Source organism: Pseudoalteromonas spongiae UST010723-006 (assembly GCF_000238255.3).
GTDB classification, from domain to species: Bacteria; Pseudomonadota; Gammaproteobacteria; order Enterobacterales; family Alteromonadaceae; genus Pseudoalteromonas; species Pseudoalteromonas spongiae.
Genome location: NZ_CP011039.1, coordinates 738,210 through 752,345, shown reverse-complemented (window position 1 = coordinate 752,345; position 14,136 = coordinate 738,210). Strand labels below are relative to the sequence as shown.

Genomic DNA, 14,136 nt, shown 5'->3' with positions numbered 1-14,136 from the left:
TAAAACCAATAAAAACCGTAATAATATAGCCATAATATGAGTAAACGCGGTAATTGCAAGATTTATGCGTGCTAGTTACGTTATGCCGTGATTAGATCAAATTATTTAACAAAAATGTCAGTAGAGCTGGTTAAAATGAACTAAGCTTTTATTTATTCGATTTATTTAACCACTTTCGTATTTATTTTTAGGTCAAAATTAGCTAACTTTAATGGCGAACATGATAAAATTACAATAATGAGGTTCTGGTTAATTCAATGTTAAGCAAAAGTCTTTCTAAACGCTTGTTAACCAGCGTACTCTCAGTATATTTTGTACTTACGTTTATCGTAACTTGCGGTCAAGTAATCGCTGAATACCATAATTCAAAAGATCACATTCAAAACGAACTTTCCACCTTACAAAAAACCTTTTCCGGCAGCTTAACGCGCGCCATTTGGGAGCTAAATACGCAGCAAACCCGCACTATTGCCGAGGGTTTACTTGCAATCCCCTCTATCGAAGGGGTAATTGTTCGCGATGATAACGGTGAAATTATTTCACAAATAGGTCAATCAATTGATATTGTTGAACGCTACGAGTCGCAACTCGTGCAAGAAGCCGTGCTTGTTCAACATACCAGTTCAGGCCTATTTGGTTACACCTTTCCGCTAGTATTTGAATTTTCAGGTCGCGCGACACAAGTAGGTGACGTAACACTATTTTCAAGCCGCGAAGTGGTGTTTAGCCGCATTATGGTATCGCTGTACTTTTTAGTCGGTAATGCCTTAATCAAAACTACTTTCCTAATTATTTTATTTTTAATGGCATTCAGACGCCTGCTTACCGAGCCATTAACAGACTTAACTCAGCAAATTGAAGAATTAGAGCTCGATAACCTTGAAGGTGCGCGCGTAAGCATAGAAACCACTGAGCACAACGAACTAAAAATTATGGAGCATTCGTTCAATAAGCTGATTGATAAAGTGGTAAGTTATAAAGACCAACTCGAATCAACACAACGACAGCTTGTAAAAACAAACGAAAAGCTCGACCAACAAAACCTACTTCTAGAACAAGAAGTTGCACGCAAAACATCAAATCTAAGCCAAGCAATGATGGATTTACAGCAACAGAAATACGAACTTGAAAAACAAAAGTTGGTACTTACAGAAGAAGTCGATCGCCGCAAAACCACTGAAGGCGAATTACTCGTTAAGCAGGACGAACTTACTAAGTATGTAGATGAATTAAATATGGCGCAGGAGCGCTTAGTTGGCTCTGAAAAAATGGCGGCACTCGGTGGTTTAGTTGCAGGTATTACCCACGACATTAATACACCCGTTGGGATTGGCGTAACCGCCACATCGTTTTTACAAGAGCGCTTGGCACAAGTAGAAGCGGCATACGCAGAAAAAACCCTCTCACCAAAAGCGCTTGAAGAATTTATTGCCGACGCAAAACAAAGTACCGCCCTATTAACAACTAACTTAGAGCGCGCATCTGAGCTTGTTGCTAGCTTTAAGCAAATTGCGGTAGACCAAGCCAGTGAAGCGGTGCGTCAAATTAACTTAAAAGAATACCTTAACGAAATTATTCGCTCGCTTCACCCGAAACTTAAAAAGACAATGCATAAAATTAATATTCATTGTCCGAAAGATTTATTACTCAACTTACCTGCTGGCGCAATTAGCCAAATTTTTACCAACCTGATTATGAATTCACTAATTCATGGTTTTGAAGGCATCAATGCAGGCACCATTGATATTAATATTCAAGAGCAAGATGGCGAAGTAGCCATTACCTTTAAAGATAACGGCCGTGGTGTTGAAGCTGAGCAGCTAGAAAATTTATTTGACCCATTCTACACAACACGTCGCGAGCAAGGCGGCAGTGGCCTTGGCACGCACATTACCTTTAACTTAGTAAAACAAACCCTGGCTGGCGATATCACAGCAACCAGCGAACCAGGCAAAGGCTTGTGCTATAAAATCACCTTCCCTAAGGATATGCCAAGTCCAGACTCCTACCCGTTGGTGGATTAATTGCTCAATTGATAAAGAAGCGCTGAAAGGCGCTTTTTTATTGTTTGTAACCCTGATACGCTAAGCAAAATTTATAACGAAATTGGTTTTGCCAATACAATTTCAAGGATCCTTTCATGTGGTTTAGTAACCTAATTTGCTATCGCTTCAAACAAGAAGTTGATTACAACCAAGACGAATTTGAAAAAGCACTCGAGCAAGATAAATTTCGCCCATGTGGCAGCCAAGATTTAAGCACCTTTGGCTGGACCAAAGCACTTGGTAAACATGGCCAAATGCTGTCGCACTTTAGTAAAAAAAGCATTCTGCTTTGCGCTAAACGCGAAGAAAAAGTACTACCGCCAGCAGTGATCAATGATCTTCTGGCAGAGAAAGTAGAACAAATCGAAAACAGCGAAAACCGCCCTGTTAAGAAAAAAGAGAAAGACGAGTTAAAAGAAAACTTAGTGCATTCATTACTGCCTCAGGCGTTTAAAAAATCGAGCTTACAGTTTGCCTTTATCGACTTAGAAAAAGGCTGGATGGTGGTTAACAGTGCAAGTTTCAATAAAGCAGAAGAGTTACTTGCACTACTTCGTAAATCACTTGGTTCATTGCCTGTAGTGCCCGCTTTCGTAAACTATGATTTAGGCTTATTTTTAACAAATTGGTTAGCGAAAGACGAAGCTCCAGAACAATTTACCATTGGTCTTGATGCAGAGCTTGTTGAACCAGAAGAAAACGGCGCTAAGGTAGTACTTAAACAGCACGATCTTGCCTCTGACGAAGTAAAAAATCACTTAGATAACGGTAAAGTGGTTACAAAGTTAGCGCTAGATTGGATGGAGCGTATTCGCTTTGTGCTGCAAGAAGACGGCTCAATTAAACGTGTAAACTACGCAGAGCTGTTAAAAGAAGAAAACGCTGACATTCCAAAAGAAGATATGGCAGTTAAGCTAGATGCTGACTTTATGCTTTCAAGCGATGAAATTAAGCAAATGCTAGAAGCGCTGATTACTGCACTAGGTGAACCGGAAGATACAATTTAAGGTTTCCTTTTTGTAGCCGACGCTAAATATTCAAAAAGCCGTAAATGCGGCTTTTTTTATGGTTAAAATTTGAGTTTTGTCTATTCTGAAAACGCGCTTTTAGGTGTATTTTGAAAACGAACTTTTAAACTTAAAAACTTAATCTCAGCTTAAAAATAAAATTAAAGCCGGTTTGTCGTACTATCAACTTTAAACTTACAAAACTATACATTGCGCAACTGCCCCTCTTGTTCATTTTTGTTACACGACAAAAACGAACCAAAAAACGTGCCCCAAAAATCAAACTGATTCTTCAAACACAATTTAAATATGAACATTAACACCATGAAGCAACGCGCTAAACATCCTTGTACGCTTTCCAGCTCGAAGTCCTTATCTCGCGTTCATAGCTAGCCGAACTTCGTTCGTCTCAAGACGCTATTCACCCATGCCTACATGGCTTGCTCGACCGCTTCGCTCCCTGTCTCGCATTATTCATTTAAATTCTGTTTTCAGGTTTGATTAATGGGGTGACGAAAGACCGAAGCAACGCTTCGCAGCTTGAGGAAGTGAGGTCATGGATGATCGATGGAACCAAGCTTCATGGATGAATTATTAATTCAAGTCCATAACATGCTTAGTTTCTCTAAGGCAGTTCAGTGCCAACAACTGACGGTGGTAACGCCGCAAATAAACGGCTAAAGTTAGTTGGCTAAAATTTGTGAGGTACGAAAAAAAACCAACTGGTTTTTGTCCGCACTTCTAATTTGCTTTGTTAAAAGCACCTTGCTTGATTACCAAAGCTAGAACCTTCATTTGGCGCTAGAGTTTGGATGTGACTTATTGAACTAAAATAACTTTTAGCTCTATTTAGCCGTCTTGACGGGTTAAACGCTTTAAACTTACCAACAACCCTAACAAACTTACCCTCGTATGCACCTGCTAACTTCTGAATATGAGCTTCTGGATTATCGCTGTTGTAGGTAACTTGCGCAGCTTCAAATGGTTGAGAAATAGCATTTTCATAGGCTCTTGCTATGTAGCTAGCTTGGTCAAGGTATAAACTTCCGTTTTCAAACTCTACGCTTATCACGCCAACTGTTTGGACACATTTACCGTCGTACTTGTCAGGTGATGACAACAAGCTTACAAAAGAAACCTTTTCAGCCGCAATACTGGAAAATGCTGTCATCAAGAACATTATGCTAAAAAGTTTACTCATATCTCAAAGTGCTTATAACGCTTACCATAAACAGCATAAAATAGCTGGCAAAACATAGCGATAATAGTGCGAAACTATAAAAACCAGTATCTTCTACTTAAAGAGTTTCTATAATCCGCTCACAACTTGATAATTAGCTATCAAGCCAACATTCTCTATTTTCGAAGGTAGAATATCATCAGATGTATTAATTAACCCATCCCGGCCATATGAACGAACATGGTAAGAGCTTTCGTTAATAAGCTTATAGTAGTAAAATTTCCCATCAGTGCTAACTTGGGCTGGATCGTAAAGGAAAACCATGGAGTTTTCTGGCAAAGAATTTTGCAATACTTCTAATGACTCAGGGTAACTACCATTTTGTATTTTATAAAACTCTATTGCTTGTACTACATTTGTTAATTGTGATTTGGCTAAGTCACTGCGTAGATCATCGTAAACTCCACCTTCTTGAACAAAACCAAAATAGCCAAGCGCACTATAAAGTATAATAGTGAATGCGATGCCACATGAGCCAACTACTTTTAATTTTGTATGCTTGGTAACTACACCCCAAACAATTGCTATGACACCGAAAAATACACCTATTAACGGAATAAATGACATTCCACCAATAATATAACCTAAACAACCAGCAGACTCCCTTTGCATCTCTTTTTGAGATTTTTCTTGTTTATCGTTTCTCTCTTTTATCCGTTGAATAAGAAGATCGTTTAATTCTTTATATAATTCAGGTTGTTCGCGCTCGCTGAGACTATCTCTTTCTTCTCTTAATGCTTCAATTGTATATTTTGTATAATCTATTTTGGAATCCATTCTGGAACTACTCCTGAGGTTTAGAACTACTTGCTTGTGAAACCTTGCTAGCTAACCTTCCATGTAAGATGAAAGCGATTTCAAACATGATTTCACTTTAAAATATTGAAAAATATATTAAATCATAGGTGATAGAAAATAAATTAAATGTTTGTGAATGACCGTTGAACACTCTTCCAAGCGTGTTCGCGTAAACACTTTTTGGATAAGTATGAGTTAGATTCAACGGACGGTTCTGTGCCGAACTCGACCGTTCGAAAGCCTATAATAAATACCATAGTAGAACTTGGAAAACTATTATGAGTTCGTATTGCTAGTCATCCGGGTATTATTTTCTGAAATGCTATTGACTGGAATAAGGTCCATATTGCCCTGATTTTCTATAATGTAATTCCCGATTAAATTTATATACTTTGAGTATTCTTCGTTATGTATATATACATCTGATAGTAAATCGAATAGTTCCCAGTGATCTTTATAAGATAATTCATTACTACTTAAAGCTCTATTTGCATAAGAAATCACAAGTTCGGTATCTCCTTTTTTATCTCGTTGAAAAAGGATCTGAGAGATAAATTTTTCGACGTATGCTTTGTCAAAAGGCGTAAGTTGTTTCGTATTAGTTATGTAACTTATTAGGATTTCGCTACTTTTATCTAGATCACTTTCGTTATAGGCATCAAATGCTTTAACCAATACTTTGCCAGTCTCTGATGATGGATTCCTTTTTTGAAGACCATTCTTTTTACGCAATTGGTCTTTATGTGATTTATAGATATTTCTAATCGCAGCAGCAACTACAAAAGACTCTTCAATCGAATTTAAACCTAGGCTAAGAGCATTATATCCTTCACTAATACATGTTTTATTACTTTCCTTAGTGTTACACATTATTGCTTGGAACTCTGACATTACTTGTAAGCGCTGTTTACTATTCTTTATTGAGTACTTTTCTAGACACGAGTAAAAGTATTTTGCGACTAGGTATGCATCTGAGTTTTTGTCAAAATCGATTCCTGGTTGCTCAAGTGGCTGCTCACACAAATGTTTATTTTCATCATAAAGCTGTTTCATTGAGGAAAAGTTTAACTCTAAAGCAGTTTCCATTTCCGCTTTTTCATCTTTATAGTTTTTAATAGCTTCTGGGTCTTTATCTATTATTTTTTTATAGTGCTCTTTGAACAGACTGTCTGAAACATATCCCAATCGTCCTAAAAACTCTAATTGAGCAAGGAGTACAATTGCATTTACATCTTCCTCTTCAACTAACTGCTTCAATAATGGCTTAGCTAGCTTTCGTTTATTTTGTTCAAAACTCGATGAGTAAATTAAAGCAAGATCATATCTTTTCTCTTGTTTTCCTAATGAAATTTCTGATTTTAAAAATGCAACATTCTTATTGAGTTGTTGCTCTTTATCTAGTGTATTTACAGTAACTTTTGGAGAAGTTGATTGGCATGCTATTAAAAATAAACTTGCTACGATTACAGTTATAATACTCTTCATTATATTTCCATATTTTATTATTTTTCTTCAACACGATATGTTAATTAATTAAATTGAGTCTCAATAGCGAACAAAGTTAACGCTTAGGCTTTTCTATCAATGTACTTTGTCTTCACTATTAAAATCGACTGCAAATAAACCAAGTACACCAATTGATATAAAAATAAATATTGCGAAGTTTGGCTTTTCGAATATAGCTAATAAGAAACTAACAACTCCAAATGGAATACACATGTAGGCGCCCATTCTAGCTTCTGAGCCATTTACGAATTTCCAATTAGTTCTAATTACTTTAACTAAGTAATAAATACCATATAGAAATAGTGGAATGGTAATTATTGGTAGCAATGGGTCACTTATGGTTAATACTTCGCCGTTTCCTCTACCGCCTTTATTGACCAAAGGAAAATCTATTTCATGCGTCCAAAAAGACTTCAAAAAGAAGGGCATATAAAGTGCTAGTAAGTATCTAAAGGGGTTAACACCAAACTTTTTATTTCTCTTATTTCTTGGCAAACTCACATTCCTTAATGACTGTTCCTGTTTATAGAACATAAATTTTGCTTGAAAATATACTTTAAATCAATGACCGTTATTCACTCATTACTGCCGGATACATAATTAAATTCAGAGGGTTACTTCCGTTTTGTGCCAACAACTGTCATTCGTAACGCTTACAGCATGCGCGCCCATGGAATGGAGCCGAAGGCGCAATGTAATGGGTGTCGCCGTGCCCGCACTTGTTATGATTCAAAATCATACCCAATGTCGTGTAAGTAAGTCAGATCATCAACATGAATTGACTTTAGGTAGACATCAAAGGGAACTGCCAATATTTCGTGACGCTTCCAAAATACCTCGACAGAGTCATGCGGATACTTAGCAACCATCAAAAAATGTAATGTCAGCAACACTATTCGTGAGCTTACCAATATATCAGTAAGCACCTTTACATTTTCGCCTTCATCGCTTAATGGAATGTCAAAGGCACCATGAGCCAATTTGTTTCTTAGGCTATAGACGCTATATATCCCGTAACCATGATCAGAGAGAAATTCGTCGTTATCATCAACAGACCGAAACACAGACGAATAGCTAGCTTCATCCTTTTTTCTATTGCCTATATAAGCGACAAGATTAGAGTAACCAATCACATTGTTTTGACGACATTTTTGTTTCAAGAAATAACAGAGCTTTTTTATCTTGCCTCTGGGTGCATTCTCAATCGAAACAAATCTGTCTATAGCAGCTTCCAGGGCCGCCCAACACAGTTGAAAACGAGTTATTTCAGTAACTAACTTCTTCTGCAGCCCGGCTTGATTTTCGGCCCAGGTATCAGCTAAACCGCAGCAGCCTGCACCCGGGTCAAAATGACTAGTGTCATAGTTTACAGACTCAACACACGCCGCTAGATTTAGCCAGCCTGAAACATCTTCCGCTCCCTCATATCCTCTGAAATCTGATAGAGAACCGAAAAATTGAACAAGCTCCGCACAGTGTGATCTAAAATCTTTCATCGAAGATAAATGCTCGAACAACGTAATGTACCTCGTTTAGTCATAACATGTTTATAGCGAGCTAATCGCGCGTTTTTCTACCAAAGCGTCGCTCGTTTTTCTGAATGACTCATTTGTAGCAAACTTCTTAACCAATTGCTATTACTACTAAAATACAGTAGTTCTAGCTTTTTTTCAGGACAAAAACGAGCGATTGGGTCGTTTTCCTGACTATGCAAGCAATATACTTTGACGAAATAGAAAAGTAATTTTGAAAGACCGCTATTCGCTCATAACTGTCAGTTACATAATGAAATTCATAGGGTTACTTCCGCTTTGTGCCACAAGCTGCCGTTGGGAAAGGGTTAAATCAACGACTCTGACCTCATTGATTCAGTTTAGATAAACATAATCATCATTAGCGTTAATGAGAAATGCTGTTGTACCAAAAACAAAGGGCAAATAATCGCAATTATAAAAAGGTTGGACCATAAGCTCTGAGTATTTTGCAAAGTCTCCAGGTTCTACAGGTAATGCTCTAGGGCGAATAGGGTCAAAGGTATAACCAAAATACCTTACTAATTGATACCCTGTTTCATATTTAAGGGCATCAACCAGATAACTTCTATTAGCACAATATCTTCTAGCAATAAAAGTTACGTAGTGATTATCTGGTCTTTCTAACAACCAAACTCTTGGGACTTCAGTAGCTGTTTCATTAGGCAAGTTAGTGACTTTAATTATGTCAAAATAGATTTCAGCTTTGTCTGTACCTACAAAACGATCATTCAATTTAATCCGAGTCAATTCACCTTCAACAGTATTAATACCAAAGGAGCGATATTCTGCTAAGCACTCAGGAGTGAGCAAGTGGGTAAGTTCAATACGCTTGGCAGAGAAAACATCGTTCGCATCGACGAAGTTATTTGATGTTAAGATTGATACTATCTTTTCACAAGGATTATCTATGCTTTTTTTGTCTCTAATGCATAAAGGTGTGAAGGCACCTGATTCATAACTTAACCATGCTTCTGGGTCATCTTTTTTGTTGCTTTCATAAATATGTTCAACCCATCCTTCTTCGGTGTTTTCGCTTGCTTCTTGCCAGATTTCAATCAATTCTGGTTTAACGAGTCCATGCTCTAAAACGCAGCGCTTAAACTCATCAACAAATAACTGTTTTTGTGCTGCCGCAGGGTTACTTTTATGCTCAGGAATATAATGTTGAATGACAGTGAACAGCTCGAAAATACGTTTTCGCATTCCCCCTTTAGTGAACCCTTTCCACTTTAGATACGATAATGCTGAAAACCAGTGGGGCATAAAGTGGGTTAATCCACTCTTACTTTGATTGTGTTTTTCAGTCAACCATTCGTGAGCAACCGATAAATAACGCATAAAAAAGCCATTAGTTTGCTCTCGGTCAACATGCCAAGGAAAGCGTTCATGGGTTATACCCTCAATTTCAATGCTTTCTTCGCTGTAATGTGTTAATCCATCAACTGAAATAGTGTAAAAGTCATCAACTAATGTGTCGGATATCGACAGTTCATTTAACTGAGAACCAGCTATAAGCCAATAAAGAAATACATGTCTAAACTCACGTTTCCCGTCTTCCCAAGGGACTTCCTTCATCACACTAAAGTAATGCTCTTTTTTTAACTCGGGCAAAAAAGATAATTTAGTCACAAAATCAAGATCATACTCACTATGCAATGTCCATTCACCTTTCAAAAAGTACCTTTTTAAGGTGGCATTTTTTTTTGTTTTACTACTGCCAATTATGGGTAAGAGCTTTTCAAATAAGGCTTCGCGCTCTGCTTTCCATACCGGATCATTCGTTTTGAATTGTTCTTTATGAAATGAAAATTTTGCCATTAATTACTCGCTCCCTGAGATACCAAAATTTAGGTTCCCTTTTTACTTATTCTTTGAGAAAAACATGGTGATAGGTCGAGCATTTTGCATGTTGAAACTAATTTTATCAATGACCGTTATTCGCTCATAGCTGCCTGTCAGATTAAGTCCAAACCTACACATAGAAACTGCAAGATCAGATATGAGCTACTACAATTTACAGCAAGTGGTCCAAACGTTCTTAACACCCTTTAAGAAAAGTGTGTTCACGGTAAAGTGGTTTTCTTTTAGGACGCGGGAGTATCATTTCTAATTAGCTGTACTAGCTCAGACTCTTTTTCTGTAGACCCCAACTATGTCTCAATGATGCTGCGTAACCACATAGTTGAAGACATATATCGAACCAAAAGATAGACTTAGAATCACAACCTATCTCAGTATAGAAAACAGCCCAATTATTTCCCTTTTTATCCAATTTAAAAGCGCCACTGCGTCTGCCCGACACAGAAAAATTAGCAGGATTGCACACTTCCGCGATCTATTTTTTGTAACTATGATTCTTTTATTAAGAGTGTTTAACAGTTTTTGAAGAGACAAGTTGCCTGATAACTTTCTAATCATTCATCACAACTAAAAACACAACATATAGTGCATACCATCAATCTCAATTGACAATAGTACTCGTACATATCGGCAATTTAATAAGCACTCTTAAGCAAGGGTTTTGGCTATCATTAAACTTATAGTTTTTTCGCCCCTTCTAACCAAGCATTATGATAATTGTTGATGCTTTTTTCTATTTCTCCGCTTTGCCTTAGAAGTGACAACTGCTTATCGAATTCTTTTACAATTCTTTGGCACTCTTTTGCGTACTGATGCGTAAACCCGTTATGAATTTTAAGCCCATTTATTTTAAATGCGACCTCAACATGACTATCCAACTTGTTGGCTTTCAAGAAGTCGTAGCCTGTGTAAAACCCTGTTATAAAATAGTCTGTTCTACCGAGAATTAACATTTCAAAGTTTTGTGATAGTCCATGAATAAATTGCATATTAGATTGACTTGATACAAATGAATCGACTTTATCACCGTGTTTGTCACCAGCATTCACACTGCCATATAACCCAATTAAGTCTTTAAACGATTTGGGTACTAGCGCCTTGCCTTTTTTCACAAAAATTGCGACTGGATTTGTTGCGAATTCGTTTTGAGTGAATTCGAGGTACTGCTGCCTATCTGATGTTTTTTTTAACGCAGGTATGAAATCGATTTTTTCTTGCTTGATGGACATAAGCACTCTCTTCCAAGGGCCTTCATAGCTAACTTTTACATCCAATCCCAAATTTTGAAAGATGCTTCGACTGATATCAATCGAAGCGCCAACTAGTGTATCCTGCTCTTTCCAATGAAAAGGAGGGTAATTCGGATGGGCTGATATACTAATACTCTGGCATTTAGAACTGCTAGCAATGGCTATTTGAGATGGAGAAAATATCGTGAAAAATACTATCGATATAAGTAAAAGCTTATTTGTGACTACCATCAGTATTTGAGTCTGTTTTGTTCGTTTTAATTAATACTAGTTTATTCTTATTTATTGTAAATTGACCAACTTCACAATCGTATTTTTAAGCGACAACATAACAAAGTCATAGCAACTGTACGACGGAGAAGCTATAACACATCAAGTTGACTAATAATTACATGCAAGTGTTTGAGCGCCAAGCTTCTATCGCTGACGAATTAGAGGCAATCCATTGCTCAGCCGCCTCTTCTAGGTTTAACTTGTTAATAACAACCAAAGATGAGGCTTCTATAATCATCTCTTTAGAAAAGTTGACCTGTTTAATAAACTGAAAAATACAGTGATAGTTTTCTTTCAATGATTTTGACGCCGCTTTTTTTAGCCAGCCATTCTTTCGATTAGCACAGTCTTTTACGTACTTTTTATTTAATCCCCATTCTGGGTTTATTTCACATTCTTCTTCATACTCCGGAAATTGAATGAACTTTCCATGTGCATATTTATCAGTCCAATTTGGGCTCCAATTTAACAATACAATAGGTTTTTCTTTGTGTATTGCTTGTGCTAATTCGTGCCAAAGCTCTAACCCTGTCTGTAACCGATTAATTTTGAAATTAATATTTAAAGCACGAATAATATCAGCATCACCATAATTCCAAGGGCCACCATGGTAAACCCCTTTATTATCTGATGGTTTTTCCTTGAACAAATCAATACACTCATTGAGTGAAGTCCACACTGGTAACGACGGGCAGTATTTTTCAACATATTCAGGATACCACCAATCTTCTATCACTGTTGCTTTATGAGTACCCAAATCAATTATTTCGTTTTGTGCTACTAGATGATTGAAAGCCTTTTTCATTGATGGCTCCCAGACCTCTAATTGAAAATGAATTGCGCCACGCCTCAAAGCTCCCCACTGGTCCTCTACATTTATCTCAACGTACTCTACCGGAGTGCCTGAGTCGCTAATAACTTTTCCCACAGCTTTAGATAACACTCGCTGACTTGACCATTTGTTCAATGGAATGTGTATCGACTTATCAGCATACAAGTCAACGCTATAAAATGTTCCTAAAACAAAAATGAAACCTAAAACCATCCTATTCAAAATTTTCAATCCTTTAAAATTCAGCAATTCATTGTTTACGATACTATACGCCACTTTTCCCCAACAATGAGGCAATAAAATGAATTTTGCTATAAATGAAGTAATTTTTAGATTTAAAATAATTCAATAGACTAAATTTGGATGAGTTGTGAGAGTATTAACCCTGTTTAGTCGCGAAAGTCAGACTTATTATCAAAAGCATCTAGTAAATAACTCAATCCTAAATATCTTTAGTCTAGTGTTTTAGAAAATATTCAGAAAGGAGTGATTGAAGAAAACTTACAAATACGATGTATGCAAAAAATGAAATGTTTGCTCGACTTGTGTGGTAAAACGACTACTAATTAAACCAAGAAACGCTAGTCCTTTTTTTCAACTAACATCACGTAGTAGCACACGAGATTAACTTCTGACAGCTTCACGTGCTTGCGAAAGGCTCTCGTCAATTAACTAAATATCCTAATTATTTCATATGACAAGCTGATTTCTACCTAAACGCTTTGCTTCGTAAAGGTTTTCATCTGCTATTTTTATCATTGCTTCTAAAGAATATTCACAACTTTTATTATGCGATAACGCACCACCTATACTGAAAGATACATGCTCAAATGGGCTTTCTGCATGCTTTATATTTTTCTTTTTTATGTTTAATAATATGTTCTTTGCAACATGTTTTAGGCCTGCTAAATCAGCGTATGGCAGAATTATCAGAAACTCTTCTCCCCCATATCGCACAGCTACATCTTGAGGTCTTTTCAACGACTCAACTATCACATCAGCTGCATCTCTGAGACACTCATCTCCTGCCTGATGTCCATATAAATCATTAAAGCGCTTAAAAAAGTCCAAGTCCAACATTAAAAAACCAATCGACTCATTTAATCTCTTTACTTGTTTAACTATCGCTTCGGAATGTTCATTTAAATAATGTCGATTATACAAACCTGTTAACGAATCTTTATAGGTTAGCTTTTGTAACTGCTCTAATCTTGCCTTGTTAAGTAAATGGGCTTTAACTCTATGAACAAGAGTCGATGGCGCAATAGGTTTACTAATAAAGTCGCTACCTCCTGCCTCCCAACACTCATTCTGCGATTTCACTTCGACGCTTGCAGTAACAAAAATGATTGGAACATCATTCATAGCTTTTAATTCTCTAAGCTGCTTACAAACTTCCAAACCATTTATCTTTGGCATGTGAACATCAAGTAATATTAAGTCAGGAGGAGCTCCTGATATACAATAGTCCATAACTTGAGTGCTATCTGACAAAACGTCTACATTGCAGATATCGTTCAAAATAGCACCCATGACTTTTCTCATGAGTAAGTCGTCATCAACAACAAGAATTTTTGAATCTGATAAAGGCTTTAAATTAAGTGGCACGAATACTCCATTTCGATTACTAGATTTCAACAAATTATTTAGCGTTTTTATATTATCTACATTACAAAATAACGATTGCAACTAATAGACTACATTGTGTTTAATTCACAACTCTCGCTAAGTATGTACTAGCTTTAATATAAATTTCCGCGTAAAAATTTTAGACGCCCCAGCACCAAAGC

At 36.8% G+C, this 14,136-nt stretch carries 11 protein-coding genes; 2 read left to right on the top strand and 9 right to left on the bottom strand.

The window, feature by feature from the left end:
- The first annotated feature begins 257 nt into the window (after nucleotides 1–257).
- Together PSPO_RS03520 and rdgC are read left to right on the top strand one after the other, a co-directional pair.
- A complete protein-coding gene (locus PSPO_RS03520; protein ID WP_010560813.1) occupies nucleotides 258–2,024 on the top strand; it encodes an ATP-binding protein in 1,767 nt (588 codons plus the stop codon).
- Between the two features lie 116 nt (nucleotides 2,025–2,140).
- The gene (rdgC, locus tag PSPO_RS03515) at nucleotides 2,141–3,052 is read left to right on the top strand and encodes a recombination-associated protein RdgC (RefSeq protein ID WP_010560814.1); all 912 of its coding nucleotides are present in this window, start codon (nucleotides 2,141–2,143) and stop codon (nucleotides 3,050–3,052) included.
- 754 nt (nucleotides 3,053–3,806) lie between these two features.
- Here rdgC and PSPO_RS03510 read toward each other — a convergent pair.
- The 9 genes from PSPO_RS03510 to PSPO_RS03470 form a co-directional block, all read right to left on the bottom strand.
- Nucleotides 3,807–4,253 (bottom strand): hypothetical protein, encoded by a 447-nt coding sequence (locus PSPO_RS03510; protein ID WP_148665225.1) that lies wholly within the window; start codon nucleotides 4,251–4,253, stop codon nucleotides 3,807–3,809.
- 108 nt (nucleotides 4,254–4,361) lie between these two features.
- The gene (locus PSPO_RS03505; protein ID WP_010560816.1) at nucleotides 4,362–5,069 is read right to left on the bottom strand and encodes a type II secretion system protein GspG; all 708 of its coding nucleotides are present in this window, start codon (nucleotides 5,067–5,069) and stop codon (nucleotides 4,362–4,364) included.
- Between the two features lie 297 nt (nucleotides 5,070–5,366).
- Nucleotides 5,367–6,575 carry a hypothetical protein gene (locus tag PSPO_RS03500; RefSeq protein ID WP_010560817.1) on the bottom strand — a complete coding sequence of 403 codons (1,209 nt, stop codon included), beginning with the start codon at nucleotides 6,573–6,575 and terminating at the stop codon, nucleotides 5,367–5,369.
- Between the two features lie 96 nt (nucleotides 6,576–6,671).
- Nucleotides 6,672–7,130: a hypothetical protein gene (locus PSPO_RS03495; RefSeq protein ID WP_010560818.1), complete on the bottom strand. Its 459-nt coding sequence runs from the start codon at nucleotides 7,128–7,130 to the stop codon at nucleotides 6,672–6,674.
- A gap of 188 nt (nucleotides 7,131–7,318) precedes the next feature.
- Entirely contained in the window at nucleotides 7,319–8,092 is a 774-nt protein-coding gene (locus PSPO_RS03490) for a hypothetical protein (protein WP_010560819.1), read from the bottom strand.
- Between the two features lie 372 nt (nucleotides 8,093–8,464).
- Nucleotides 8,465–9,949 carry a hypothetical protein gene (locus PSPO_RS03485; RefSeq protein ID WP_096035282.1) on the bottom strand — a complete coding sequence of 495 codons (1,485 nt, stop codon included), beginning with the start codon at nucleotides 9,947–9,949 and terminating at the stop codon, nucleotides 8,465–8,467.
- Nucleotides 9,950–10,668: 719 nt separating this feature from the next.
- Nucleotides 10,669–11,472: a substrate-binding periplasmic protein gene (locus PSPO_RS03480; protein WP_010560822.1), complete on the bottom strand. Its 804-nt coding sequence runs from the start codon at nucleotides 11,470–11,472 to the stop codon at nucleotides 10,669–10,671.
- Nucleotides 11,473–11,629: 157 nt separating this feature from the next.
- The gene (locus tag PSPO_RS03475; RefSeq protein WP_148665224.1) at nucleotides 11,630–12,622 is read right to left on the bottom strand and encodes an ABC transporter substrate-binding protein; all 993 of its coding nucleotides are present in this window, start codon (nucleotides 12,620–12,622) and stop codon (nucleotides 11,630–11,632) included.
- Between the two features lie 414 nt (nucleotides 12,623–13,036).
- Nucleotides 13,037–13,954, bottom strand: coding sequence for a GGDEF domain-containing response regulator (locus tag PSPO_RS03470; protein WP_010560824.1), 918 nt, complete (start codon nucleotides 13,952–13,954; stop codon nucleotides 13,037–13,039).
- Nucleotides 13,955–14,136: the final 182 nt, after the last annotated feature.

Bases quoted from the DNA above. Each gene is read 5' to 3' on its own strand.
- PSPO_RS03485 (WP_096035282.1), bottom strand. From the start codon at position 9,949: ATGGCAAAATTTTCATTTCATAAAGAACAATTCAAAACGAATGATCCG.
- PSPO_RS03490 (WP_010560819.1), bottom strand. From the start codon at position 8,092: ATGAAAGATTTTAGATCACACTGTGCGGAGCTTGTTCAATTTTTCGGT.
- PSPO_RS03500 (WP_010560817.1), bottom strand. From the start codon at position 6,575: ATGAAGAGTATTATAACTGTAATCGTAGCAAGTTTATTTTTAATAGCA.
- PSPO_RS03505 (WP_010560816.1), bottom strand. From the start codon at position 5,069: ATGGATTCCAAAATAGATTATACAAAATATACAATTGAAGCATTAAGA.
- PSPO_RS03480 (WP_010560822.1), bottom strand. From the start codon at position 11,472: ATGGTAGTCACAAATAAGCTTTTACTTATATCGATAGTATTTTTCACG.
- rdgC (WP_010560814.1), top strand. From the start codon at position 2,141: ATGTGGTTTAGTAACCTAATTTGCTATCGCTTCAAACAAGAAGTTGAT.
- PSPO_RS03510 (WP_148665225.1), bottom strand. From the start codon at position 4,253: ATGAGTAAACTTTTTAGCATAATGTTCTTGATGACAGCATTTTCCAGT.
- PSPO_RS03495 (WP_010560818.1), bottom strand. From the start codon at position 7,130: ATGTTCTATAAACAGGAACAGTCATTAAGGAATGTGAGTTTGCCAAGA.
- PSPO_RS03520 (WP_010560813.1), top strand. From the start codon at position 258: ATGTTAAGCAAAAGTCTTTCTAAACGCTTGTTAACCAGCGTACTCTCA.